Source organism: Ruegeria marisrubri (assembly GCF_001507595.1).
Taxonomy (GTDB): domain Bacteria; phylum Pseudomonadota; class Alphaproteobacteria; order Rhodobacterales; family Rhodobacteraceae; genus Ruegeria; species Ruegeria marisrubri.
Genome location: NZ_LQBQ01000037.1, coordinates 45,260 through 67,857, shown reverse-complemented (window position 1 = coordinate 67,857; position 22,598 = coordinate 45,260). Strand labels below are relative to the sequence as shown.

The 22,598-nt window shown below is 65.9% G+C and carries 27 protein-coding genes; 14 read left to right on the top strand and 13 right to left on the bottom strand.

What is annotated here, in order from left to right; translation table 11 throughout:
- Positions 1-67 precede the first annotated feature (67 nt).
- The gene (locus tag AVO45_RS16895; RefSeq protein WP_068349402.1) at positions 68-475 is read left to right on the top strand and encodes a universal stress protein; all 408 of its coding nucleotides are present in this window, start codon (positions 68-70) and stop codon (positions 473-475) included.
- Between the two features lie 93 nt (positions 476-568).
- Here AVO45_RS16895 and rpsO read toward each other — a convergent pair whose 3' ends face one another.
- The 3 genes from rpsO to AVO45_RS16880 form a co-directional block, all read right to left on the bottom strand.
- On the bottom strand, positions 569-838 hold the full coding sequence (rpsO, locus tag AVO45_RS16890) for a 30S ribosomal protein S15 (protein ID WP_068349401.1): 270 nt from the start codon (positions 836-838) through the stop codon (positions 569-571).
- Between the two features lie 143 nt (positions 839-981).
- The gene (locus tag AVO45_RS20135; protein ID WP_068349398.1) at positions 982-2,022 is read right to left on the bottom strand and encodes a calcium-binding protein; all 1,041 of its coding nucleotides are present in this window, start codon (positions 2,020-2,022) and stop codon (positions 982-984) included.
- Positions 2,023-2,107: 85 nt separating this feature from the next.
- A complete protein-coding gene (locus AVO45_RS16880) occupies positions 2,108-2,629 on the bottom strand; it encodes a DUF1643 domain-containing protein (RefSeq protein WP_068349396.1) in 522 nt (173 codons plus the stop codon).
- A 72-nt stretch (positions 2,630-2,701) separates the two neighbouring features.
- On the opposite strand from AVO45_RS16880, the gene AVO45_RS16875 reads away from it, so the two are divergent.
- Positions 2,702-3,070, top strand: a complete 369-nt coding sequence (locus AVO45_RS16875) for a nuclear transport factor 2 family protein (protein ID WP_157770194.1) — start codon at positions 2,702-2,704, stop codon at positions 3,068-3,070.
- On the opposite strand, the gene truB is transcribed toward AVO45_RS16875, so the two are convergent.
- The 3 genes from truB to rbfA all read right to left on the bottom strand — a co-directional run bounded on the left by truB (position 3,067) and on the right by rbfA (position 5,199).
- Complete coding sequence (gene truB, locus AVO45_RS16870; RefSeq protein WP_068349393.1) at positions 3,067-3,972, bottom strand: tRNA pseudouridine(55) synthase TruB; 906 nt, start codon at positions 3,970-3,972, stop codon at positions 3,067-3,069. The genes AVO45_RS16875 and truB overlap by 4 nt on opposite strands.
- Before the next feature lie 97 nt (positions 3,973-4,069).
- Positions 4,070-4,807 carry a phosphodiester glycosidase family protein gene (locus AVO45_RS16865; protein ID WP_240482163.1) on the bottom strand — a complete coding sequence of 246 codons (738 nt, stop codon included), beginning with the start codon at positions 4,805-4,807 and terminating at the stop codon, positions 4,070-4,072.
- On the bottom strand, positions 4,804-5,199 hold the full coding sequence (gene rbfA, locus AVO45_RS16860) for a 30S ribosome-binding factor RbfA (RefSeq protein WP_068349391.1): 396 nt from the start codon (positions 5,197-5,199) through the stop codon (positions 4,804-4,806). Before rbfA ends, AVO45_RS16865 begins: the two co-directional genes overlap by 4 nt.
- 89 nt (positions 5,200-5,288) lie before the next feature.
- Between rbfA and dapB the strand changes: the two genes are divergently transcribed.
- The gene (gene dapB, locus AVO45_RS16855; RefSeq protein ID WP_068349389.1) at positions 5,289-6,098 is read left to right on the top strand and encodes a 4-hydroxy-tetrahydrodipicolinate reductase; all 810 of its coding nucleotides are present in this window, start codon (positions 5,289-5,291) and stop codon (positions 6,096-6,098) included.
- A gap of 93 nt (positions 6,099-6,191) precedes the next feature.
- Here dapB and AVO45_RS16850 read toward each other — a convergent pair whose 3' ends face one another.
- The gene (locus AVO45_RS16850; RefSeq protein ID WP_240482162.1) at positions 6,192-7,007 is read right to left on the bottom strand and encodes a DMT family transporter; all 816 of its coding nucleotides are present in this window, start codon (positions 7,005-7,007) and stop codon (positions 6,192-6,194) included.
- A gap of 71 nt (positions 7,008-7,078) precedes the next feature.
- On the opposite strand from AVO45_RS16850, the gene AVO45_RS16845 reads away from it, so the two are divergent.
- Together AVO45_RS16845 and AVO45_RS16840 are read left to right on the top strand one after the other, a co-directional pair.
- The gene (locus AVO45_RS16845) at positions 7,079-7,336 is read left to right on the top strand and encodes a hypothetical protein (protein WP_068349387.1); all 258 of its coding nucleotides are present in this window, start codon (positions 7,079-7,081) and stop codon (positions 7,334-7,336) included.
- 2 nt (positions 7,337-7,338) lie between these two features.
- The gene (locus AVO45_RS16840) at positions 7,339-7,956 is read left to right on the top strand and encodes a LysE family translocator (RefSeq protein ID WP_068349385.1); all 618 of its coding nucleotides are present in this window, start codon (positions 7,339-7,341) and stop codon (positions 7,954-7,956) included.
- A 4-nt stretch (positions 7,957-7,960) separates the two neighbouring features.
- Here AVO45_RS16840 and AVO45_RS16835 read toward each other — a convergent pair whose 3' ends face one another.
- The 3 genes from AVO45_RS16835 to tmpA are packed head-to-tail and all read right to left on the bottom strand — an operon-like array spanning position 7,961 to position 10,349.
- A complete protein-coding gene (locus tag AVO45_RS16835) occupies positions 7,961-8,629 on the bottom strand; it encodes an ureidoglycolate lyase (RefSeq protein ID WP_068349383.1) in 669 nt (222 codons plus the stop codon).
- Positions 8,626-9,216, bottom strand: a complete 591-nt coding sequence (tmpB, locus tag AVO45_RS16830; protein ID WP_068349382.1) for a (R)-1-hydroxy-2-trimethylaminoethylphosphonate oxygenase — start codon at positions 9,214-9,216, stop codon at positions 8,626-8,628. Before tmpB ends, AVO45_RS16835 begins: the two co-directional genes overlap by 4 nt.
- Complete coding sequence (tmpA, locus tag AVO45_RS16825; protein ID WP_068349617.1) at positions 9,213-10,349, bottom strand: 2-trimethylaminoethylphosphonate dioxygenase; 1,137 nt, start codon at positions 10,347-10,349, stop codon at positions 9,213-9,215. Before tmpA ends, tmpB begins: the two co-directional genes overlap by 4 nt.
- Positions 10,350-10,446: 97 nt before the next feature.
- Between tmpA and AVO45_RS16820 the strand changes: the two genes are divergently transcribed.
- Positions 10,447-11,307 carry a LysR family transcriptional regulator gene (locus AVO45_RS16820; protein ID WP_068349379.1) on the top strand — a complete coding sequence of 287 codons (861 nt, stop codon included), beginning with the start codon at positions 10,447-10,449 and terminating at the stop codon, positions 11,305-11,307.
- A gap of 65 nt (positions 11,308-11,372) precedes the next feature.
- Positions 11,373-12,230, top strand: a complete 858-nt coding sequence (locus tag AVO45_RS16815) for a hypothetical protein (RefSeq protein WP_068349378.1) — start codon at positions 11,373-11,375, stop codon at positions 12,228-12,230.
- A gap of 8 nt (positions 12,231-12,238) precedes the next feature.
- On the opposite strand, the gene AVO45_RS16810 is transcribed toward AVO45_RS16815, so the two are convergent.
- The gene (locus AVO45_RS16810; protein ID WP_068349376.1) at positions 12,239-12,421 is read right to left on the bottom strand and encodes a DUF1674 domain-containing protein; all 183 of its coding nucleotides are present in this window, start codon (positions 12,419-12,421) and stop codon (positions 12,239-12,241) included.
- Positions 12,422-12,513: 92 nt separating this feature from the next.
- Here AVO45_RS16810 and AVO45_RS16805 point away from each other — a divergent pair, with 92 nt between their 5' ends.
- From AVO45_RS16805 to AVO45_RS16775, 7 genes are all read left to right on the top strand, one after another.
- Complete coding sequence (locus AVO45_RS16805) at positions 12,514-13,773, top strand: RsmB/NOP family class I SAM-dependent RNA methyltransferase (RefSeq protein WP_068349374.1); 1,260 nt, start codon at positions 12,514-12,516, stop codon at positions 13,771-13,773.
- An 88-nt stretch (positions 13,774-13,861) separates the two neighbouring features.
- Positions 13,862-15,601 (top strand): heparinase II/III family protein, encoded by a 1,740-nt coding sequence (locus AVO45_RS16800; RefSeq protein WP_068349373.1) that lies wholly within the window; start codon positions 13,862-13,864, stop codon positions 15,599-15,601.
- A 23-nt stretch (positions 15,602-15,624) separates the two neighbouring features.
- Positions 15,625-17,214 (top strand): bifunctional phosphoribosylaminoimidazolecarboxamide formyltransferase/IMP cyclohydrolase, encoded by a 1,590-nt coding sequence (purH, locus tag AVO45_RS16795; protein ID WP_068349371.1) that lies wholly within the window; start codon positions 15,625-15,627, stop codon positions 17,212-17,214.
- Positions 17,214-17,687 carry a signal peptidase II gene (lspA, locus tag AVO45_RS16790; protein WP_068349369.1) on the top strand — a complete coding sequence of 158 codons (474 nt, stop codon included), beginning with the start codon at positions 17,214-17,216 and terminating at the stop codon, positions 17,685-17,687. The genes purH and lspA overlap by 1 nt, the downstream gene beginning before the upstream one ends.
- Before the next feature lie 50 nt (positions 17,688-17,737).
- A complete protein-coding gene (locus tag AVO45_RS16785; RefSeq protein ID WP_068349368.1) occupies positions 17,738-18,256 on the top strand; it encodes a DUF3035 domain-containing protein in 519 nt (172 codons plus the stop codon).
- A gap of 81 nt (positions 18,257-18,337) precedes the next feature.
- Positions 18,338-19,678: a M16 family metallopeptidase gene (locus AVO45_RS16780; protein ID WP_068349366.1), complete on the top strand. Its 1,341-nt coding sequence runs from the start codon at positions 18,338-18,340 to the stop codon at positions 19,676-19,678.
- Positions 19,675-20,985, top strand: coding sequence for a M16 family metallopeptidase (locus tag AVO45_RS16775; RefSeq protein ID WP_068349364.1), 1,311 nt, complete (start codon positions 19,675-19,677; stop codon positions 20,983-20,985). Before AVO45_RS16780 ends, AVO45_RS16775 begins: the two co-directional genes overlap by 4 nt.
- Before the next feature lie 6 nt (positions 20,986-20,991).
- Here AVO45_RS16775 and AVO45_RS16770 read toward each other — a convergent pair whose 3' ends face one another.
- Both AVO45_RS16770 and AVO45_RS16765 read right to left on the bottom strand, forming a co-directional pair.
- Complete coding sequence (locus AVO45_RS16770) at positions 20,992-21,654, bottom strand: DUF6946 family protein (protein WP_068349362.1); 663 nt, start codon at positions 21,652-21,654, stop codon at positions 20,992-20,994.
- Positions 21,655-21,759: 105 nt separating this feature from the next.
- Positions 21,760-22,575 (bottom strand): SDR family oxidoreductase, encoded by an 816-nt coding sequence (locus tag AVO45_RS16765; protein WP_068349361.1) that lies wholly within the window; start codon positions 22,573-22,575, stop codon positions 21,760-21,762.
- Positions 22,576-22,598: the final 23 nt, after the last annotated feature.

Here is a 22,598-nt window from a genome sequence, read left to right as displayed (position 1 = left end):
CAGAAAGGGTTCTGTTGCCGCAATATCAAGACCGGATTGGCTGCATGATCGAAAGGGGAGGTTCAACATGTACAGCAATATTCTCATTCCGGTGGTCTTTGACGAAGGCCACGACACGCAAGCCTCGTTTCTTGCCGCGCGCGCGCTCGCGAATGACGACGCCAGGTTCACGGTTCTTCACGTGATGGACCCCATCCCAGCCTATGTCGCCTCGCAGATCCCGGCGGATGTGCTGGCGAAATCGCGGGACCGGACCGAGCGGGAGCTGAAAGAGATGGCTGCCGCCTTGCCCGGGGCCACGACGGTTCTGGAAAGCGGACATGCCGGCCGGTTCATCGTCGACTACGCCGACCGGCACGGGATCGACTGCATCGTTCTGGCGTCGCACCGGCCGGGGATCGAGAACCTGTTTCTCGGCTCGACCGCCGACCGGGTCGTGCGCCATGCCAAATGCTCGGTGCACGTGATCCGCTGAACGGGCATGAAACGGAAAACGCCCGCCTTGCGGCGGGCGTACAAATCGGAAGAGTCCGATTTTGAAACCGGTACAAATCGGTCGAAACGCCGATCAGCGGCGGATACCCAGACGTTTGATGAGGTCCTGGTAGCGGGCCTCGTCCTTGCCCTTGAGATAGTCCAGCAGCTTGCGGCGCTGGGCAACCATCTTCAGAAGGCCACGACGGCCGTGGTTGTCCTTCTTGTGGGTCTTGAAGTGCTCGGTCAGGGTGTTGATGCGCGAGGTCATGATCGCAACCTGAACTTCCGGCGAGCCGGTGTCGCCTTCCTTGGTCGCGAATTCCTTCATCACGCGTGCTTTTTCTTCAGCAGTGATCGACATCGGGGTCTCCTTTACAGGTTAGAGTGGATGGCGCAGGCCGGGATGTCGTCCAGCACAGGCCCATGGAGAAAACCGCGCCGAATCCGACACGGATGGGCGCGTATAGGCGCATTTGGCGCAAATGGCAAAGGATTTCTGCGGATCTACCCAGTGACTCCGAAAGCGGCCAAATCCAGCGTCCGCAGCAACTCGATATCCTCCGCAGAGATCGCCTCGGCGCAGTAGAGACGTGCGACCTCGTGCCCTTCGATCAGCACCCGCGTCAGGTTCTCGGTATCGGGGTCGGATTCGATCTGAATGTCCGGGTCGGGATTGGCCTCGTCGTCCCAAGTCACCAGCAAACGGTCCGCCCCCGGCTGAAAATCCATCACCGTCACGGAGTCCGCCGGCGCGTTGCCCTGCAAAACGATCTCGTCCCCGTCGCTGCCGCCCGAGACGACATCGCCGCCGCCGGCAAGGATCCGGTCTTCTCCGGCGCCGCCGTTCAGATAGTCAACCGCGCCATCGTCCTGTCCGAGGTCGCCATCGGCACCGGAAATCAGATCGTCCCCGTCGCCACCGAACAGGGTGTCGCTGCCGGCCTCACCCGCCAGCACATCGTCGCCGTCACCGCCATGCAGGGCATCATCCCCGTCGCCGCCCGAGAGCTCATCATCGTCCTGACCGCCGACCAGCCGGTCGTCGCCATCGCCGCCATCCAGCCGGTCATTCCCGAAATGCCCGAACAGGGCGTCATCGCCATCCTCACCCGCCAGGGCATCCGCGCCGTCGCCGCCATGCAGTTCGTCATCCCCGTCGCCGCCGGCCACGGTGTCATCGCCCCCGGCGCCGAGCAGCGTGTCGTTGCCGCCGCCCCCCTGGATCTGGTCATCCCCGCCATAGCCATTGATCTGGGCGCTGCCCTCGTTCCCGGCAAGGACATCGCCGTCCTGGTCGCCGGCCAGCACCAGATTCCCCTCGAACTCGCTGATCTTGCCGGCGGTTTCACCTTCTTCGGCAGCCGCGCCGGGCTCGTCTTCGGTCTCGAGCAGATCTCCCCGAGACGGTCCGGCCTCTGCCGCAACTTCCGTTTCGGCGCCGAACTCCTCTTCCTGGTCCTCGTCCTCTTCGGAGACAACGTCGCTCATCGCGTAGGCGACGCCGCCGACTGCGGCCAGCCCGAACAAACCCGCCAAAAGAAACATGGGACACCTCCTTGGGCACCGTGCCCGGCATCCCGAAATATCCCACGTTCACAGGAGGTTGGTCAAAACCAAACTGGATATCTGGTTAACCGTTGGTGACCGTCGCCCAGAGCACCGGTTGCTGGGCATAGGCGATGTAGAGAGGGTGCTTGGGGTGGCCGTCCCTGGTCAGCCCGAGGTGATAGAGCGGCTGGCCGGTGCCGCGCAGCAGGCGCTCGACCGCGGGGCCGCGCGCCAGATGCGCCCCATGCGTGCCCCAGGCCGCGATGACCTGATCGGCCCATTCGACGCCCGACAGGATGGCCGTGTCATTCTCGGGGCCCACCGGATCGGCGGCGGCGCGCATCTTGCGCGGGTCGGTGTCGCGCCAGGCAAAGATGTTGGTGACCTGAAAGGCGCCGAACCCCAGCGCGCGGGCCCGGCGCTCGCAGCGTTCGACGGTGGGATCGTTCTGCACCTCGGTCGCGGTCGAGGGGTTCAGCATCACGAACAGCGCCCGGCGCCCCGCGGGCTCCCAGACCCGGGTGAGGCTGTAGCGATAACGTTCGCAATCGGAATAGACGGCGGTCGAGGGCGCATCGCCCTTGGTGTGTGAACGGGTGATCATGGCGGTCCGCTTCGTATCCTGTTTCGCGGACTCATGCTAGCCTTGCACCGTTCAGAGCGAGAGATTCGTATGATGAAAAGCGTTGACCAGTATTCCGAAATCGTCGCCACCGTCCGTGATTACGTCGAGGGCATGTGCAATGCCGATGCCGAAAAGCTGCGCCGGGTGATGCATCCCAAGGCCTGCAGCATCGGCCATTTCGAAGGCGGGCTGGAATGGGACGACACCGAGGCCTTCATCGCCGTGGTGGCCGACATGGTGGAAAACCCCGATCCCGACCCGTGGTTCCGCATCAAGTCGATCCACATGGTCGGGGACATGGCCTCGGTCCAGATCGAGAATTACTGGCTGGGGATGCTTTTCGACGACATGCTGACCCTGCTGAAACACAACGGGGCGTGGATGATCGTGTCGAAAGTGTTCTACCAGCACCCGTCCTAGGTGTTGAACACCCGGCTGGGGTGCAGCTCGCCCGCCTTGTAGATGCCGACCGCCACGGCCTTGCCCTCGAACGAGGCCCAGGCCTCGTCGCCATACTCCACGTCCGAGGCCAGCACCATGCCGGGATTGCCGTTGCGCAGCCGCACCGCGCCTTCGGGGGTGCATTTCAGTTCGGGCAGATCCGCCAGCCCCTCTTCCAGAGGTCGCAGGTAGTCGTCCAGCGCGGGCGTTTTCGCCATCTCGTCGATCTGCTCGATGCTGAGGCCGTCCTCGGCGTCGAACGGACCCGACCAGATGCGCCGCAGTTCCCGCACATGGCCATAACAGCCCAACGCCTCGCCCAGATCGCGGGCGATCGAGCGGACGTAACCGCCCTTGCCGCAGGTCATTTCCAGAACCACGTGATCGGGGTCGGGGCGATCCACCATCACCAGTTCCTCGACCCAGAGTGGGCGGGCCGCGATCTCGACCTCTTCGCCCTCGCGCGCCAGCTTGTAGGCGCGCTGGCCGTCGATCTTGACGGCCGAGAATTTCGGCGGAACCTGCATGATCTCGCCAATGAAGGGCAGCAGCGCCTCCTTGATCTCGTCATCCGTCGGGCGCCGGTCGCTTTCGGCGATCACCTCGCCCTCGGCGTCGTCGGTGTTGGTGGCCTGTCCCAGCCGGACGGTAAAGGTATAGGCCTTGAGCGCGTCGGTGACGTAGGGCACGGTCTTGGTCGCCTCGCCCAGAGCCACCGCCAGAACGCCGGTCGCCTCGGGGTCCAGCGTGCCGGCATGACCCGCCTTCCTGGCGTCAAGCGCCCAGCGGACCTTGTTCACCACGGCGGTCGAGGTCATGCCCGCGGGCTTGTCCACCACCAGCCAACCGGAAATGTCGCGACCCTTGCGTTTGCGTCCCATGCTGCACCTTGAATTCTGCCGAGGCGCGCGACCTAGCGGATCGGTCGGGCGCTGTCAATTTGGCAAGGGCGCAGGCGGTGCCGTGCGGTTTGCAGAATTACTGCATCGCCTCGACGATGCCCACGATCGGACCGAGGGCAAAGCCGATATCCGACCGGCCCAACTGCGGTGCATAGAGGCGCGAGACCTTGCCATCGAAATAGAGCGCCTGTGGCGTCTTCAGCACATCCCGGAACAGGCTGCCGAATTCGTGGAAGGTCACATAGTCGTTCGAGATGGCAAAGACGACGCGCTTGCCATCGGCGCTGGTGCCGACCCCGTTGCGGATGTAGCGCGAGGTCGAGTCGGGCAGGAAGCGAGGGTGCAGTTCGCCGTCAATCACCAGCATCGGCCCGGACTGGGTGGCGAAACGGCATTCGGGCGCGGTTTCCACGAATCGCAGCGTCTCGATCACGTCGGCACGACCGTCGCGGATGCAGAAGACGCCGTTCGGCAGCAGCCCGAAATTGCCCGGGCCCGGATTGGCGATCACCCGCATCACCTCGGCGCCGTTCTCGACATAGTGGCCCACGGGCGAGCGGTCGTCGTGATACATGCCGGCGTTCATGGCAAAGACCAGCTGCCGGCCCTCGCCGGCCAGTTCGGCGTTGACCGCCGAGAACTGGCCCAGCAGATCCCCCTCGGAATCATTCAGGAACAGGCGCAGGTCCTCGGCGTCGGCATCCGCCTCGCAGACGGTATAGCGGTTGCCGTCATGGGTCAGGTCGCGGCACTCAACCGCGGCCGCATCGGCCGCCCACAGGGCCGCTGCCAGCGCCAGAAAGGCCCGGATCACTCGTCCAGATCGCGGCGCACCGCGTCCTGTTCGAACATGCGGCGTGTGTCGTCCAGCCTGTCAAAGGTCTCGTCCAGCCGGAACCGCAGATCGGGCGCGAATTTCAGGCCGACCTTCTTGCCGACGACGCGGCGCAGTTCGCCCTTGTTGCGCGCCAGCAGTTGCAGCACGTCCTCCTGCCCCTTGCCGCCCAGCGGCAGGACATAGGCCGTGGCGATCTTGAGATCGGGCGAGGTGCGCACCTCGCCCACGGTGATCGACAGGCGGTTGAGGTCGGGGTCATGCACGTCGCCGCGCGCCAGCACCTCCGACAGGGTGCGTCGGATCAGTTCGCCGACCCGCAGCTGCCGTTGCGAGGGGCCGGGGCCATCGTGGAATTTGTTCTTAGCCATGGTTTCGATCTAAGCCGAAACCGGGGCTTTGCCAAGCGGCCCCGAACCGGGTAGGAGGCTTTGAGCCGAATTGAGAAGGAAACCGCGCCATGACCCATATACCAGGCATCGTCATCACCGGGGCATCGGGCCGCATGGGCCAGATGCTGATCCGCACCGTGACAGAGAGCGATCAGGCCCGGCTGGTGGGCGCCGTCGAGCGCGCGGGCCATGACTGGATCGGCCGCGACGTGGGCGAGGCGATGGGCGGCCAGCCGCTGGGCGTCACCGTCACCGACGACCCGCTCGAGGCTTTTGCAAAGGCGCAGGCGGTGATCGACTTTACCGCGCCCGAGGCGACGGTCGAATTTGCCGGTCTGGCGGCGCAGGCGCGCTGCGTGCATGTGATCGGAACCACCGGCATGAGCGACGCGCAGATCGCGGCGCTGGAACCTGCCGCGCGTCACTCGGTCATCGTGCGCGCCGGCAACATGAGCCTTGGGGTCAACCTGCTGGTGCAGCTGACGAAAAAGGTCGCCGCGGCGCTGGACGAGGATTTCGACATCGAGGTGATCGAGGCGCATCACCGTCACAAGGTCGATGCGCCCTCGGGCACGGCGCTGATGCTGGGCGAGGCCGCCGCCGAGGGGCGGGGCGTGCAACTGGCCGATGTCGCCGACCGCGGCCGCGACGGCATCACCGGCGCGCGCGAACGTGGCCATATCGGCTTCCACGCGATCCGGGGCGGGGACATCGTCGGCGAACATGACGTGCTGTTCGCGGCCCCTGGCGAGCGGATCGTGCTGCGCCATGTGGCGACCGACCGCGCGATCTTTGCCCGCGGCGCGCTCAAGGCCGCGCTGTGGGGGCAGGGGCAGAAGCCCGGCCAGTATGACATGGTGGACGTGCTGGGGCTGTGATCAGCCCCTCTGCGCTTTCCTAAGCTGCTGTTCCCGGTGAAACAGCAGAAGCGCCGAGCCGACGATGATCGCGCCTCCGATCAGGGTCGGCGCTTAGGGGATTTCGCCGAACAGCACGAATCCCAGAATGGCGGCATGGATCAGCTGCATGTACTGGATGTTGCCGATCACGCTGGCCTCGCCCAGCCGCAGCGCCCTGACGCCCGCCCATTGCCCAGCCGTCGCCACGACTCCCATCGAGACCAGCAGAAGAAGCCCGGCCAGATCCGGGGTTGTCCAGACCCAGGGTAGCGGCAGGGCTGCCAGAAGGCCGACGAAGACGGACTGGTAGACAAGCAGGGTGGCGGTCGATTCGGTCTGCGACAGTTGGCGGACGGAAATGACGGCCATCGCCGCCCCGAACGCGCCAAGAACCGGGATCAGGGCGTAAGGGTCTGCAAACCCGCCGGCGCCCGGCTGCATGACTATGACGACGCCGAGGAACCCGGCAGCGATCAGGGACAGCCGGAACCGGCCCACGGGCTCGCCAAGAAAGCGCGCCGACAGCAGCGCGACGAAAAAGACCTGAACAAAGCCCAGCGTGACGGCCGTGGTCAAGGGCAGAACCGCCACCGCCCAGATGCTGGTGGACAGGGCGATGAAAGCGCCTGCCAGCCGAATGGCGTGCTTGCCGGGGTGCCGGGTTCCGAGGCTTTCGGGTAAAGATCCGGCGATGGTCGGCAGCGTCGACAGGAACACCACGATCTGCCGGAAGAACAGGATTTGCAGCACGTGATATTCGGCGACCGCGACCTTGGCCAGGGCGGCGACCACGGCGAACAGGCCGGTGGCAAGCAACGCCCAGAGGATCCCGCGAATGTTGTCGGGCCGGGCCGTTTCGACCGCGCGGCCGGCTGCTGCCTTGTCCATGAGTATTGTCCTTGCCGGGGAAGAGAATCATTGGTACCACGGTACCAAATGATCTGTAAAGGGAGGCGCTGATGGCCACCGGAAACCGAAAGGTCGAGCGCGTGCAGACCGGTGTGCGCATCGAAAAGAGGATCCTGAAAGTGCTCAAGGCCGTGGCCGAGCGTCACGACATGGGGCTGGGCGACCTGATCGAGGGGATCGTGCTGCACAGCTTCGAAGGGCGCGCGCCCTTCGGGCAGGACACGCTGGACTTCATCGCGCAGATACGGACGGCCTATGGGCTGGACCTGACCGCGGAAGACAGCCACAAGCTGATCGAGGAGGAATAGAATTGGGTCTTGAATGGGATTTCTGGGTTTTCGTGGCGGCCCTGTCGATGGCTGCCGTGACGCCCGGGCCGGGCCTTGCCGCGCTGGTTGCGACCGTTCTGGCGGGTGGCGCCCGCCGGGCGATCTGGTTTTGCGCCGGGATCATCGCGGGCGATCTGGTCTGGCTGGCCCTGTCCCTCAGCGGTCTGGCGCTGGTGGCGCAGAAACTGCCCTTTGTCTTTCTGACGATCAAATGGAGTGGCGTCGCCTATCTGAGCTATCTGGCCTGGCGGATCTGGCGCGCGCCCGTAGGCGCAGGCGGGGCCGTTGCCCAACCTCGGGAACAGCGGGCCGTCGCCCGTGCGCTGGCGGGGTTTTCGGTCACGATGGGCAACCCCAAGGCCATGCTGTTCTATCTGGCGCTGCTGCCGAACATCGTCAGCCCCGAACATCTGTCCGCGCCTCTGATCCTGTCGCTGTGCCTTGCCGTCGTCTTGGTTCTGGGGACGGTCTTTGCGGTCTATGTCATGGCGGCCGAGCGCGCCCGCGCCGCCGTGAAGAACCGGTCCGCGATGCGCCGATTCAACCGCCTGACCGCCTCGGCCCTCGGCGGGGCGGCCGTCTGGATCGCCAGCAACTGACCCGTCAGAGATCCCTGACCCTGTCCGCCCGCAGCGGGCAGGCCAGATAGACGCCGAACTCCTGGCCGATATCGGCGCTGACGCGGGCATGTACGCGGCCCTGCCGGTCGAGAAACCTCTGGCTGTCCTCGACCGGGAAAATGCCCTCGTGCCAGATGCCGGGATGGATATACAGCCCGCGCGACCCGTCACACCAGAAGGCGACCATCTTGTCCGGGGTCAGGTTGTCTCCGGGCAGGGCGGCGGGAACGATGAAGGGTTTGTTGTCAAGCGGCCAGAACATCTGCCCGCCATCGGGGTGATAGTTCATGTGCCACAGCAGCACCTGATCGCGCGGGGCCGTCCGGCGGTCGGTCTGCGCCTGCTGAGGGTCGGCGGACCAGCCCAGAACATAGTGGCCTTTCACGGCCTCGTTCTCGCCGTAAAGAACATCGCCCCGCCAGTCGCAGCGGAAAGTGCCCTCGACCCAGCCGCCCTCGTCGCCCGTGCCCTCGTCGATCGGCCGCCAGCCCTGCTGCGGCCAGCGCACGATCTCGATCTTGAAGTTCTCGGGGTTATCGACAAGGCAGCCATAGCCCTTGACGTTCTCCTCGGTGGCCCGGATCAGCGGCACCTCGTGCCACGGCAGCGACGGTTTCGAACTGGCCTCGAAGATGTATTCCGGCGCGCTCATACCGCCCCCATATGCGCATCCACGATGCGCTGCACCATCGGCGCGAAATGCCGGAAGCCGGGGGTTTCCATGTCGGCCCGCTTGCCCGCCTCGTCCAGATAGCGCACCTGGATGATCTTTTCGAGATTGGGGTTCTTCTCGAACTCGGCCACCTCCTCGGCGCTCATCGGCCCGCCCTGCAGGTTCAGCGAGTGGATCGAGGCCTCGGAGAGCCGCTTGAAATAGTCCGGCCTGGTGGCGCAGAGATAGCGTTTCGCCGCCACATGGTACTTGACGCAGTCGGTCACCACCGAGGGGAAGAACGGCGCCAGCACCTCGGCGCCCGCGTCCTCGTGGTGGCGGTCCTCGGTGTCCTCCATGGTGAAGGTGCCGAACTCGGAGGTGAAATGGCCGATGTCATGCAGCAGCGCCGCCACGATGATGTCCTCGGGCATGCCGTTCTGCTCGGCGATGGTGGCGCCTTGCAGCATGTGTTCGGCCATGGTGACGGGCTCGCCCAGATACTCCTCGCCGCCGCGGCGCTCGAAGATGTCGGCAAGGAAGGCCACGATGTTGTCCCGGGTCAGGGTCGAGAAATCGGGTTTCATTCGGCGGCCTCCGGCTGGGTCATGTCGAGCGCGGCGAGGGTCGAAAGCAACCCGTCCTTGTCGGCATAGCACCCCTGCAGCCAGCGCGACCCCGCGCCGGAATAGCCCGTACGCGCGTGCAGGACGCGGGTGTTGTCGACGATGAAGCTTTCGCCCGGCTCCAGCTTGAAGGAGACGCCCATCGCGGGGTCGTCGATATAGCCGGCAAGCTGGCGGTAGGCGGCGTAATAGGCCTCCATGCGGTCGAAGGGGATATCGACCAGCGGCGCGGCGGACCGGTTGTTGAACCGTATCCCGATCAGCTGTCCGTCGGGGGAAAGCTCGATCATCGGGCGGCGCGAGCGCAGGCAAACACCGTCCGATCCCCGGTATTCGAACCGGGCCGGATAGCCCGCGAGCAGCGCGAAGCCTTCGGGGTTTTCCTCGCGCAGCCGTTCGGCGGCGCGGAACCCGTCCACCACGATCGAATCCCCGCCTTTCGCCGAGTTCTCGAGGCAGTAGAGGATCTGCAGCGTCGGAACCGGGTCACGGTAGGGGTTGTCGGTATGGGCCTGCAGCCCCAGCCCGGTAAAGGCCAGGTTGGTCGGGTTCACCTCGGTGCGCACTTCGAAATAGGGGCCGTAATTGGTCTCACGGACATAGCCGAACAGGTCGGCGACCTTGAGCAGCGATTCCGGCTCGGTCGGGCCGCCCGTCAGCTTGGCAAAGCCGTATTCCGCGACGGCGGCCAGCCACGCGCGTTTGGCGGCGGTGCTCCGGTGCACCTCGGCCCAGTCCGCGCCGGGCGCTTCGATGCTGGCATCCCACGTGGTGATCCCGGGGGCGATCCAGCCCTTTGCGTGGCTCATCTCCCGGTCATAGGCGTGATCGGCCAGCCAGCTTGCCGGGAAAGTGACCGTCTTGTCCTCGGGCTGGAACGTGACCCGCAGATCGCCCTCGACGACCTCAGCCGCTGAAACCGACGTGTCGGCGGGAATGTCGCCGATGGTGATCAGGCGCTGGCCGTTGCCGGGGTCGCGGGTTTCGGGGTCGAGCGCGTTGTCGCGCAGCCAGATGGCGTGGAAACGGGCACGGGTGCCGTTGGCGAAATCAAGTGTAACGACCGACGGGTCATGAGTGGCGGCGTGCAGCATCGGGGGCTCCTGTTCGGCGCGGTTGTCCTTGAGGACATAGCTTTCCCGTGGCATTACCACAATTAATCCTTATTCCGGCTGAGGGTTGGAAAAACTTATGGATAAGAAAAAGACCGGCCTGCCGCCGCTGGACTGGCTGCGCGTCTTCGAGGCGGCGGGGCGTCTGGGCGGATTTTCGGCCGCCGCGCGCGAATTCGGGCTGACGCAGGCCGCCGTCAGCCAGCGCATCGGCAACCTCGAGGCCTGGCTCGGCCGGTCGCTCTTCGTGCGCGAGGCGCGCGGGGTATCGCTGACGGTCGAAGGGGAAAGCTATCTGCCCCTGGTGCAGGAAAGCCTATCGGCGCTGGAACGCAGCACCGAGGACCTGTTCGGCAAGGCCCCGCGCCAGCTGCGGGTGGCCGGGCTGGGTTCGCACGTCAACGCGCTGGTGTTTCCGAACCTGGCCGGTTTCCAGCAACGCCATCCCGGCGTGCGTCTGGTCACCGATTCCGTCGCGCGCCGCTCGTCGCTGGACGAGGAACGCACATGGTTGCAGATCCGCTTTGGCCGCGGCGTCTGGCCGGGGCGCGAGGCCGGTCTGATCACCTCCGAGGTGCTGGCGCCGATGGCCGCGCCGGGGGTGGGGTGGGGCGCGCCCGTCATCGAACTGCGCGGCGAGCGGCCGGGCTGGCGGGACTGGGCCCGCCTATCGGGACAGCCGGAACCCGGCCCGGCGCTGCTGAGCGTCGATTCGATGGAACACGCGCTGACGGAGGCGCAGCAGGGGCTTGGCGTGGCGCTCGGCTCGCTTCCCCTCGCGCGGAACCTGCTGCAATCCGGGCGGCTGCGGCGTCTCGACCTGCCGGAAATGACGACACGGGACGGCTATTGGGTGACCTGGCCCGACGAGCGGGTGCAGTCCAGAAAACTCAGGGCGCTGATCGCGGACTTTCTCGACACGCTCCGGTCGGCCGGGTGACCGGCCCGCCCCCGGCGTTTTGAGACCGCCGCATTTCGCGCTATCATCGTTGCGGAGATTTTTTCATGTCCGCATTTCTGCAAAGCCTGTTTCTTGCGATCACCTTGAACGTTCTGGCGGCGGTGAGGCTCGCGGCACAAAGCCCGCAGGAGATCGTCGAATGGATTTACCTGTCCCTTGCGCAACCCGGTTCCTACGGCATCGCCTATCTTTCCGCCCCCGACCGCCGGGATCGCTATTTTTCACACCGGATGGCGCGGTTCTTCGCGGCTAATGACAGCCATGGGGGCGATCTGGCCTCTGCCTGCATCGACTTTGCCCTCGAAGTGCCGGGGCAGGACTATGACGCTGCCGAAATCCTGCGGACGATCCGACTGCGCACCGAGGCCCAGGGCGCGCGCCGCATCGTTCATGCGGAGTTCCGGAACTTCGGGCAACCCGCGCATGTCATCTACGAGTTCACCGCCGTGAACGGGCAATGGCGGATCGACGACATCGCCGGGCAGGGCTGGCGGTTGTCGCAGATCCCCTGCGCTCCGGCCTCGGCCGCGCCAAGGGCTCAGGCCGCACAGGTGACGGGTTACTGTTTCAAAGATGCGGATGGCACGCTGCGGCTGGATCTAGACGGAACCGGCCGCGGGGATTTCGAACTGGAACTGTGGTTCCCCAGCGGGCATCTCTGCGCGATCGGCGGCCCGGTCAGCCCGTCCGGCAACGGGTGGGTGTATCAGGAACGGCTGTATGACGGGTCGCTGTGCCAGCTCGAATTGCAGGCCACGCCCGGTCAGGGGGTTCGTGTCAGCGACCCGGAACACGCCTGCAAACGGCACTATTGCGGGCAGCGGGCGGCGATGGACGGGGTCGAGTTCCCGCGCGCGACGCAGGTGGATTGCGCCCTCGTCCCGCGCTGGCCCCGGAACTGAACCCGCGCTCAGAAGTCGATCGCGATGCCCTTCTTCTCCCAGTCGCCATAGCGGGCCGGGTCCGGGCCGTCGCGGCCTCCCAGTTCCTTCGGCATCGGTTTTGCCTCGGCCTCGGCCTGTCTGCGGCGTTCCTCGGCCTCGGCCAGTGCGCGCTGGGCGGCAGGAGGGAGATCTTTGCTGGCGTCGCTCATGGCTCTGGGTTCCTTTCCGTGCGTACCCCTGATATACGCCCGCGTCCGCCCAAGGCAATGCGGGCAGGAGTCACAGTCAAAAAGGCGGCCACATGGCAGACAGCGCAACCACGGCGCGGCGCAGCGCGATCTACCTGCTGGATCAGGTTCTGGGCGAGGGCAAGCTGCTGTTGGAATGTCTGGCGGCGGGCGCCCTGGACCGGCTCGACCCCGAGGATCGCGCCCGCGCCCAGCGGCTGGCCATCGAAACCCTGCGGGGACTGGAACGCGCCGACCGGTTGCTGGAAAACCATCTCAGGAAAACCCCGGACCTGACCGTGCGAAACGCTCTGCGGCTGGGCACGGTCGAACTGTGCCACGGCGCGGCGGCGCATGGGGTGGTCAATTCCATGGTCGAGATCGTCGGCCGCTCGCGCAAGCACGGGCGGCTCAAGGGGCTGGTCAACGCGGTTCTGCGCAAGGTCGCCGACGAAGGCCCCGAGGCGTGGCCGCGCATGCGCGTGCCGCGCCTGCCCGAGTGGCTGCGCGGCCCGCTGATCGAGGCCTGGGGCAAGGAAGCGGTCGAGGGGATGGAACGCGCCCATTTCGCCGGCGCGCCGCTGGACCTGACGCTGAAACCCGGCGTCACGGGGCCGGATGGCGAGGTTCTGCCCACGGGCTCGATCCGGTTGCACGAGGCGGGGCAGGTTTCCGCCCTGCCGGGGTTCGCCGCTGGGGACTGGTGGGTGCAGGATGCGGCGGCGGCGCTGCCGGCCAAGGTGCTGGCCCCGAAACCGGGCGAGCGGGTGCTGGATCTCTGCGCCGCGCCGGGCGGCAAGACGATGCAACTGGCCGCGGCCGGGACCAGGGTGACCGCGCTGGACATTTCCGAGGCGCGGATGGCCCGCCTGCGCGAGAATCTCAAGCGGACGGGGCTGTCGGCAGAGCTGATCGTGGGCGATGCGTTGGAACACGAGGGCCAGTATGACGCCATCCTGCTGGACGCGCCCTGTTCGGCGACCGGCACCATCCGGCGCCATCCCGACCTGCCGCACGCCAAGGACGGATCGGAATTCGGCGGTCTGATCGAGTTGCAATCGCTGATGCTGGCCCATGCCTGGGGCCTGCTGAAACCGGGCGGACGGCTGGTCTTTTGCACCTGTTCGCTGCTGCCGGACGAGGGCGAGGTGCAGGTCGAAGGGGCGCTGGATTTCTTCGCCGACATGAGCGTGGATCGTGCGGCGCTGGACCTGCCGGGGGTCGAGCCCGGCTGGATCACCGAGGAAGGCGGGCTGCGCCTGCGCCCGGACTACTGGCCGGAACGCGGCGGCATGGATGGCTTCTACATCGCCTGCCTGCGCAAAGCGGGCTGACGACCGACGCTTTTCGGTGACTCGGCCAGGATCACCCGCTATCCTCGGCAGCAAACGCCCGAAGAGCGTGAGAGGCAGAGCAGCGCAGATGTCCAGTCCGGAAACCATGGCGACCAGGTGGGTGCGGTTCCAGAACCGTCTCTACGCGCGTCTGAGCCAGCGGCAGAAGGCGGTCAGCGGCTTTGTCGCACAGCCGGATCCGCGCACGGTGGGATCCTTCGCGCGCGGGCGTCAGCTGCTGGCCGGGAACCTCATGTTCGCGGGTTATCTGGTCGAGTCGCAGGACAGCGGCCTGTGGGAGGTCGCGGCGCCGAACGCCGCCTTTGATGACGAGCGCCATGGCTTTGCCTGGCTCGACGATCTGGCCGCCGTCGGCGACGCACGGGCGCGCGAACAGGCGCAGCGATGGCTCTGGGGCTGGATCGAGGCGCATGGACGCGGCCGCGGGCCGGGCTGGGCGCCCGATCTGACCGGCCGCCGGCTGATCCGCTGGATCAACCATGGCCTGTTTCTGCTGCGCGGGGTCGAACCCGCGCAGAGCGAGCGGTTCTTTCGCTCGCTGGCGCAGCAGACCTGGTTCCTGTCGAAACGCTGGCACGCCGCAACGCCGGGGCTGCCGCGCTTCGAGGCATTGGCGGGGCTGATCCACGCCGGTCTGGCGCTGGAAGGTCTCGAGGACATGGCCGATCCGGCGGTGCGGGCGCTGGCGCGGGAATGCGACAGCCAGATCGACGCGCAGGGCGGCCTGCCCACCCGCAACCCCGAGGAGCTGCTCGAGGTCTTCACCCTTCTCACCTGGACGGAAACGGCCCTGCACGATGCCGGGCGAGGGGCGCCCCCGGCCCATGCCGCTGCGATCCGCCGGATCGCCCCGACCCTGCGCGCGCTGCGCCATGCCGATGGCGGGCTGGCGCGGTTCCACGGGGGCGGGCGCGGACTGGACGGGCGGCTGGATCACGCGCTGGCCCAGAGCGGGGTCAGGCCGACGCATCCGACCGGGTTGTCGATGGGATACGCGCGCCTGTCCGCCGGCCGCACAAGTGTGATCGTCGATGCCAGCCCGCCGCCCTCCGGCAAGGCCTCGTACAATGCGCACGCCTCGACCTTGGCGTTCGAACTGACCTCCGGGCGTCGTCCGCTGATCGTGAATTGCGGCTCGGGTGAAAGCTTTGGCCTGGAATGGCGTCGCGCCGGGCGGGCCACGCCATCGCATTCGACCCTGTGCCTGGACGGCTATTCCAGCGCGCGGCTGAGCCCGCCGCTCAGGGGCACCGCGAACGAGGCCCTGGTCGGCGGGCCCGTCAGCGTTCCGGTCGAACTGGACGAAACCGAGCACGCCACCCGCTTCCAGGGGGCGCATGACGGCTATGCCAAGGTGTTCGGACTGACCCATGCAAGGGCGCTGGAGCTGAGCTTTGACGGGCGAAGCCTGACGGGCGAGGATCTGCTGCTCGCGATGGACGACGCCGCCAAGCGGCAGTTCGACAAGGCCATGGACGCCTCGGGGCTGGCCGGAATCGGTTTCGACATCCGTCTGCACCTGCATCCCGAGGTCGATGCGGCCCTTGATCTGGGCGGCGCTGCGGTGTCGATGGCGCTCAAAAGTGGCGAGATCTGGGTCTTCCGGCATGATGGCGGCGGAAAACTGTCATTGCAGCCAAGCGTTTACCTTGAAAAGGGCCGTTTGAAACCACGCGCGACAAAACAGATCGTTCTATCCGGGCGCGCAATGGAGTATGCGACGCGCATCCGGTGGACGCTGAGCAAGGCGCAGGATACTGCGGCCGCGATACGCGACCTGAACCGGGATGAGCCCGAATTCGACTGATCCGCACAAGGACCCCGAGACCCATGACCGAACTTCACCCCGTGCGCCGCGCGCTGATTTCCGTATCCGACAAGACCGGACTGATCGAGCTGGGCAAGGCTCTGGCGGACCGTGGGGTCGAGTTGCTCTCGACCGGGGGCACCGCCAGGGCGCTGCGCGACGCCGGCCTGACCGTCAAGGACGTGTCCGAGGTGACCGGCTTCCCCGAGATGATGGACGGCCGGGTCAAGACGCTGCACCCGATGGTGCATGGCGGGCTTCTGGCGCTGCGTGACAACGACGCCCACGTGGCGGCGATGGAACAGCACGGCATCGGTGGGATCGACCTGCTGGTGGTGAACCTCTACCCGTTCGAGGCCACCGTGGCCCGTGGCGCCGGTTGGGACGAGTGCATCGAGAACATCGACATCGGCGGCCCCGCGATGATCCGCGCCGCCGCCAAGAACCATGCCTTCGTCAACGTGGTGGTGGATGTCGAGGATTACGAAAAGCTGCTGGGTGACATGGACCAGCATGACGGCGCCACCTGCCCGAAATTCCGCCGCAAGCTGGCGCAGAAGGCCTATGCCCGCACCGCCGCCTATGACGCCGCCGTGTCGAACTGGATGGCCGGCGCGCTGGAACTCGAAGCCCCCCGCCGCCGCGCCTTTGCCGGCGAACTGAAACAGACGCTGCGCTATGGCGAGAACAGCCACCAGAAGGCGGCCTTCTACACCGATGGCTCGAACCGTCCCGGCGTGGCGACCGCCGTGCAGCTGCAGGGCAAGGAACTGAGCTACAACAACATCAACGACACCGACGCCGCCTATGAACTGGTGGCCGAGTTCGACCCGGCCGAAAGCGCCGCCGTCGCCATCATCAAGCACGCCAACCCCTGCGGCGTGGCCAGGGCCGGCACGCTGGCCGAGGCCTATCAGAAGGCGTTCGACTGCGACCGTACCTCGGCCTTCGGCGGCATCGTCGCCCTGAACCGGCCGCTGGACGCGGAAACCGCCGCCAGGATCACCGAGATCTTCACCGAGGTGGTGATCGCGCCGGGCGCATCGGATGAGGCCAAGGAAATATTCGCCGCCAAGAAGAACCTGCGCCTGCTGCTGACCGAGGCTCTGCCCGATCCGCGCCAGCCGATCGTGGCCTACAAGCAGGTTGCGGGCGGTATGCTCGTGCAGGACAAGGATGTCGGCTATGTCGGCATGGAGGATCTCAAGGTCGTGACCGAAAAGGCCCCGACCGAGGCGCAGATGCAGGACCTGCTCTTTGCCTGGAAGGTCGCCAAGCACGTCAAGTCCAACGCCATCGTCTATGTCAAGGACAACGCCACCGTGGGCGTGGGCGCGGGCCAGATGAGCCGCCTCGACAGCGCCAACGTGGCCGCCGCCAAGGCCGAGCGCATGGCCAAGGAACTGGGGTTGCCAGAAAGCCTCGCCAAGGGCTGCGCGGTTGCGTCGGATGCGTTCTTCCCCTTCCCGGACGGCCTGCTGGAGGCCGCGGCCGCGGGCGGCACCTGCGTGATCCAGCCGGGCGGCTCGATGCGTGACGAAGAGGTGATCAAGGCCGCCAACGAGGCGGGCCTTGCCATGGTCTTCACCGGCATGCGCCATTTCCGCCACTGATGCGGTATCGCGCGCTCTTCTGGGCCGGGGCGCTGGCCTTTCTGCTCGACCAGGTCAGCAAGTATCTGGTCGTGCATGTGATGGGCGTGGCGCAGCGCGGCCCCATCGACGTGTTCCCCCCGCTGCTGGTGTTCAGCTACGGCGAGAACCGGGGCATCAATTTCGGCCTGTTCCAGGGTGACGGCGACACCGCCCGCTGGGTCCTGATCGGCCTGTCTGTGGCCATCAGCCTCGCGGTTTTCGTCTGGCTGAGCCGGGCGCCGCGCTCTGCGGTCATGCTGATCAGCGGTGGCCTGCTGATCGGCGGCGCGCTGGGCAACGTGCTGGACCGGGTGCTCTATGGCTATGTGCTGGACTTTCTGAACATGTCCTGCTGCGGCATCGACAATCCCTTCGTGTTCAACCTTGCCGATGTGTTCATTTTCGCCGGTGCGCTGGGGCTGATGCTGTTCGACGGCAAAAAGCCCTCGTGACGGGCCGCCGGAAATGGGATAAAAGCGCCTGAAACAGGCTGGAGACAACCATGCGGATACCGCTGGCGACAATCGTTGTGACCGCTGCCATCGCGGTGTCGGGCTGCTCGAACAAGGGGCTCAAGGACATTCGGCCGCAAGGGCCGGGGCCGGACGAGTTCGGGATTTTGCCGGTCAAGCCGCTGACGAATCCCAACGACTACAGCTTTTTGCCTGCGCCCACGCCCGGCGGCTCCAACCTGACCGACCCGACGCCCAAGGCCGATGCCGTCGTGGCGCTGGGCGGAAGCGCCACGGCGCTGGACCCGAACAAGGGCATCCCGTCGCAGGATCAGGCCCTGGTCGTGGCGTCAAGCCGGTATGGCGTGGCGCCCAACACACGGCAGGTCGTGGCGGAAGAGGACGAGGAGTTCCGCAAGCGGCAGGGCCGGTTCACCCGCATCCGCCTGTTCCCGGTGGATCGCTATGCGCAGGCCTATCGCAGGGAATCGCTTGATCCCTACAAGCAGACCGACGCGCTCCGGCGGCAGGGATTCGCCACGCCTTCGGCGCCGCCATTCGGTGAATAATTCTTAACTTTCCGTCAGCGCACTTGAACCTGCACGCGCGGGCCGTAGGTTTACCCGGGTAACCGACACGGAGGATGCCGCATGGTCCGGGCCCTGGTGCTTTCAGCCGCCCTAGTTTTCGCGACTCCGCTTCTGGCCTATAACGGGCACGAGGCGGTCACGACCTTCACGCTCGACAACGGCATGGAGGTGGTGGTGGTCGAGGATCACCGCGCGCCGGTCGTGCAGCACATGGTCTGGTACCGGGCCGGGTCCGCTGATGAACCCGTGGGCTCATCGGGCGTGGCGCATTTCCTCGAACACCTGCTGTTCAAGGGCACCGACACGATGGCGCCGGGCGAGCTGTCGGCCACGGTCGCGGCCAATGGCGGCACCGACAACGCGTTTACCTCCTACGACTACACCGCCTATTTCCAGCGCGTCGCCGCCGACCGGCTGGAGCTGATGATGCGGATGGAGGCGGACCGGATGCGCAACGTGCGCCTGACCGAGAATGACATCGTCACCGAGCGCAACGTGATCCTCGAGGAACGCAACCAGCGCACCGAGAACAACCCGCGGGCGCTGTTCGGCGAGCAGTTGAACGCGGCGCAGTTTCTCAACCATCGCTATGGCGTGCCGGTCATCGGCTGGAAGCACGAGATGGAAGAGCTGGACATGGACGACGCCCTGTCCTTCTACCGCACCTATTACGCGCCCAACAACGCGATCCTCGTGGTCACCGGCGACGTGGACCCGCAGGAGGTCAGGGCGCTGGCCGAGAAACACTACGGCGTGATCCCCGCCAACCCGGACCTGCCCGAACGCTACCGCTCGCAGGAGCCGCCCCAGACCGCCGAACGCCGCCTCATCTACAAGGACCCCCGCGTTTCGCAACCCTATGTCCAGCGCAGCTATCTGGTGCCGGAACGCGATCCGGGCGATCAGGAAACGGCGGCGGCGCTCTACCTGCTGGCCGAACTGCTGGGCGGCGGCACCACGTCCTACCTGAACGAAAAGCTGCAATTCGACGCGCAGAAGGTGGTCTATGCCGGGTCGTGGTACCGGGGCGTCTCGCTGGACGACACCACCTTTGACCTGATCGTCGTTCCGGCCGAGGGCGTTTCCCTGCAAGAGGCCGAAGCGGCGATGGATCAGGCCATGGCCGAGTTTCTGGCCGAGGGGGTCAAGCAGGAGGATCTGGACCGGATCAAGATGCAGCTGCGCGCCTCGCTGATCTATGCCCGCGACAACGTGGACGGCATCGGCAACCGCTACGGGCAGGCGCTGGCCAGCGGCCTGACGGTCGAGGACGTGCAGGCCTGGCCCGAGATCCTGCAGGCGGTGACCGGCGACGAGATCCTCGCCGCCGCCCGCGAGTTTCTGCGCCCCGAGGCCTCGGTGACCGGCTGGCTGATGCGCGACGAGGAGGTGACGCAATGAAGGCAATCGCAACATTCGTGGCCGCCCTGTTGCTGGCCCTGCCGGCCTGGGCCGAGATCCAGATCCAGGAGGTCACCTCGCCCAAGGGCATCAAGGCGTGGCTGGTCGAGGAACACTCCATCCCCTTCACCGCGCTCGAGATCCGGTTTCGCGGCGGCACCTCGCTGGATGACCCGGACAAGCGCGGCGCGGTCTACCTGATGAGCGGCCTGCTCGAGGAAGGCGCGGGCGACATGGATGCGCGCAGCTATGCGCGTGAACTCGAGTCGCTGGCCGCTTCGTTCTCCTACAACGCCACCGACGACTCGGTTGCGATCTCGGCGCAGTTCCTGACCGAGAACCGGGATCAGGTGGTGGACCTGCTGCGCACCACCATCCACGAGCCGCGTTTCGATCAGGACGCGATCGACCGGGTGCGGGCGCAGGTCCTGTCCGGGCTGAAATCCGACGAGACCAACCCCAACAAGATCGCCAGCCGGCATTTCGCCAAAATGGCCTATGGCGAACACCCCTATGGGTCCGAGGGCAAAGGCACGATCGAGAGCGTCTCGGCCCTGACCCGCGACGACATCGTGGCGGCCTATCGCGGGGTCTTTGCCAAGGACAGGCTCTATGTCGGGGCGGTGGGCGACATCACGGCCGAGGAACTGGGCGTGCTGCTGGATACGCTGCTGGCCGATCTGCCCGAAACCGGGGCACCCATTCCCGGCAAGGCCGAGGTGAACATTTCCGGCGGCGTTTCCGTGGTGGAGTTCGATACGCCGCAATCGGTGGCCCTGTTCGCGCAAAAGGGCATCGACCGGGACGACCCGGATTTCTTTGCCGCCTACATCCTGAACCACATCCTCGGCGGCGGGGGCTTTGAAAGCCGCCTGATGCAGGAGGTGCGCGAAAAGCGTGGCCTGACTTACGGGGTCTATTCCTATCTGGTCCCCAAGGATCTGGCCTCGGTCTATCTGGGGTCGGTGGCGTCGGCCAATGACCGCATCGCCGAGGCAATCGAGGTGATCCGCGCCGAATGGAGACGCGCCGCCGAGGAAGGCGTCACCGAGAAAGAGTTGCAGGACGCCAAGACCTATCTGACCGGCGCCTACCCGCTGCGGTTCGACGGCAACGCGCAGATCGCGGGGATCATGGTGGGGATGCAGATGGAGGGGCTGCCGATCGACTACATCGCCACCCGCAACGACAAGGTGAACGCGGTGACGCTGGACGAGATCAACCGCGTCGCGCGCGAACTGCTCGACCCCGAAGGGCTGCATTTCACCGTCGTCGGCAAGCCGGTGGGGCTGGAGACAACGAACTGAGATGAGTTAGGGGGTGTCCAAGTGGCGCTCGGCGCCCGTGACCCATGCCAACATCAGGGAGCGTCCGTCCGAAAGGAGGCGTTTGTGCAGAACACCTCTTTCACTTTCTGTTCCGAGAAACGCGCAGAAAGCCGCAAAATCATCGAACCATCTGTGTTCCTGCGAAAACGACTGAACAACCATCGCCGCGGCGTCGGTTTTCAGTCGTTTCGATTCGATGATTGCCGCCGCTGATCGATGGAATAGTTGATAGCGCAAGTCAGCAGGCGGTTCAGGGCACTCAAGATAGTCGCAGATGGCTTGCAAGCGTTGCTTCTTGCCTTCGGAGCCGTCGGCAAGCCAGTCGCCCAGAGTTCTGTCAAACGGTTCGTTGACCTTTGCCTCTACCGCCAGCGCCACAGTCTGGTCTTGAGCGCGAAGCAGAGCAAACACGTCGCATTGGCTATCGCGCCGACCCCCGGGCAACGGAACTTTATGCTCAGGCACGGCAAAGATTAACTCAGGGTCACTCTCGAACAACGCGGATATCTCGGGTGGCAAACCGTCTGCGGACATCCATGAACGGGCGGTGGCCATAGCCGAATATCCAGGTTTCCACTGCTTTTCAGGGTCTGCCAACAGGCCTTTCCAGTCGGAAATGTCTCGGGCGGGCAATAGTATTTTTGACATTCCCTAATTAGAGCCGGTTGCGGTTATCCTAGCAACCTGAATTGGCGAAACCGTTCAAATGCGGTCTCGGTACTGCTTCAGTTTCAACAACACAACCCAATTGGATCAGCGCTTTTTGCCGGCCATGCTGCGCAGCATCTGTCCCATCATCTGGCCGAACTGGCCCGAGCCGCGCTGATACAGCGCCCCGTCCACGGCCAGAACCGTGCCGCTGACATAGCTGGCCATGTCCGAGGCCAAAAACAGGCAGGCATTGGCCACGTCCTGCGGGGTGCCCCAGCGGCCCAGCGGCACGTCCCGAAGCAATTGCGCGCCCGCGTCCGGGGTGGGGGCCAGGCGCTTGGCGCCCTCGGTGCCCTCGATGAAGCCCGGCACCACCGAGTTCACCCGGATGCCCTCGACGCCCCATTCCATCGACAGGGTGCGGGTGATCTGATCGACCCCGGCCTTGGCCGCGCAGACATGGGCCTGGCCCTCGTAGGGCAGGTAGGATTGCGGGGCCGAGATGTTGATGATGTTGCCGCCGGGGCGTTTCAGATAGGGATAGGCGCCCTTCAGCACATGCACGGTGCCCATCAGGTCGATCTCGACCACGGTGCGGAAGGCGTTGACCGACATCTCCGCCATCAGCGCCGGGAAGTTGCCCGCCGCCCCCGAAACCAGCACGTCGAAGTCACCCAGCGCCGCGTGGAACTGTTGCAGCCCCGCCGCGACCGCATCCGGGTCACGCACGTCGAAGGCCGCGCCGATGGCCTCGGCCGCGCCCGCCGCCTTCAGCGCCGCGACCGTGTCGTCCACCTTGTCCTGCGAGCGGCTGGCCACGGCCAGTTTCGCGCCCGAGGCCGCGAAGGCCTCGGCGATGCCCCGGTTGATGCCACTGGTGCCACCAATGACGATGACCGTCTTTCCCGCAAAGTCCATGCAGAGCCTCCCCTGATGCGGGA

Bases quoted from the DNA above. Each gene is read 5' to 3' on its own strand.
- rpsO (WP_068349401.1), bottom strand. From the start codon at position 838: ATGTCGATCACTGCTGAAGAAAAAGCACGCGTGATGAAGGAATTCGCG.
- AVO45_RS16770 (WP_068349362.1), bottom strand. From the start codon at position 21,654: ATGTCAAAAATACTATTGCCCGCCCGAGACATTTCCGACTGGAAAGGC.
- AVO45_RS16805 (WP_068349374.1), top strand. From the start codon at position 12,514: ATGGCAGACAGCGCAACCACGGCGCGGCGCAGCGCGATCTACCTGCTG.
- AVO45_RS16875 (WP_157770194.1), top strand. From the start codon at position 2,702: ATGAAAAGCGTTGACCAGTATTCCGAAATCGTCGCCACCGTCCGTGAT.
- AVO45_RS16820 (WP_068349379.1), top strand. From the start codon at position 10,447: ATGGATAAGAAAAAGACCGGCCTGCCGCCGCTGGACTGGCTGCGCGTC.
- AVO45_RS16845 (WP_068349387.1), top strand. From the start codon at position 7,079: ATGGCCACCGGAAACCGAAAGGTCGAGCGCGTGCAGACCGGTGTGCGC.
- AVO45_RS16780 (WP_068349366.1), top strand. From the start codon at position 18,338: ATGGTCCGGGCCCTGGTGCTTTCAGCCGCCCTAGTTTTCGCGACTCCG.
- tmpB (WP_068349382.1), bottom strand. From the start codon at position 9,216: ATGAAACCCGATTTCTCGACCCTGACCCGGGACAACATCGTGGCCTTC.
- AVO45_RS16880 (WP_068349396.1), bottom strand. From the start codon at position 2,629: ATGATCACCCGTTCACACACCAAGGGCGATGCGCCCTCGACCGCCGTC.
- purH (WP_068349371.1), top strand. From the start codon at position 15,625: ATGACCGAACTTCACCCCGTGCGCCGCGCGCTGATTTCCGTATCCGAC.
- AVO45_RS16765 (WP_068349361.1), bottom strand. From the start codon at position 22,575: ATGGACTTTGCGGGAAAGACGGTCATCGTCATTGGTGGCACCAGTGGC.
- AVO45_RS16815 (WP_068349378.1), top strand. From the start codon at position 11,373: ATGTCCGCATTTCTGCAAAGCCTGTTTCTTGCGATCACCTTGAACGTT.
- AVO45_RS16850 (WP_240482162.1), bottom strand. From the start codon at position 7,007: ATGGACAAGGCAGCAGCCGGCCGCGCGGTCGAAACGGCCCGGCCCGAC.
- truB (WP_068349393.1), bottom strand. From the start codon at position 3,972: ATGGGACGCAAACGCAAGGGTCGCGACATTTCCGGTTGGCTGGTGGTG.
- AVO45_RS16810 (WP_068349376.1), bottom strand. From the start codon at position 12,421: ATGAGCGACGCCAGCAAAGATCTCCCTCCTGCCGCCCAGCGCGCACTG.
- AVO45_RS20135 (WP_068349398.1), bottom strand. From the start codon at position 2,022: ATGTTTCTTTTGGCGGGTTTGTTCGGGCTGGCCGCAGTCGGCGGCGTC.
- lspA (WP_068349369.1), top strand. From the start codon at position 17,214: ATGCGGTATCGCGCGCTCTTCTGGGCCGGGGCGCTGGCCTTTCTGCTC.
- AVO45_RS16800 (WP_068349373.1), top strand. From the start codon at position 13,862: ATGTCCAGTCCGGAAACCATGGCGACCAGGTGGGTGCGGTTCCAGAAC.
- AVO45_RS16785 (WP_068349368.1), top strand. From the start codon at position 17,738: ATGCGGATACCGCTGGCGACAATCGTTGTGACCGCTGCCATCGCGGTG.
- dapB (WP_068349389.1), top strand. From the start codon at position 5,289: ATGACCCATATACCAGGCATCGTCATCACCGGGGCATCGGGCCGCATG.
- AVO45_RS16895 (WP_068349402.1), top strand. From the start codon at position 68: ATGTACAGCAATATTCTCATTCCGGTGGTCTTTGACGAAGGCCACGAC.
- AVO45_RS16835 (WP_068349383.1), bottom strand. From the start codon at position 8,629: ATGAGCGCGCCGGAATACATCTTCGAGGCCAGTTCGAAACCGTCGCTG.
- rbfA (WP_068349391.1), bottom strand. From the start codon at position 5,199: ATGGCTAAGAACAAATTCCACGATGGCCCCGGCCCCTCGCAACGGCAG.
- tmpA (WP_068349617.1), bottom strand. From the start codon at position 10,349: ATGCTGCACGCCGCCACTCATGACCCGTCGGTCGTTACACTTGATTTC.
- AVO45_RS16775 (WP_068349364.1), top strand. From the start codon at position 19,675: ATGAAGGCAATCGCAACATTCGTGGCCGCCCTGTTGCTGGCCCTGCCG.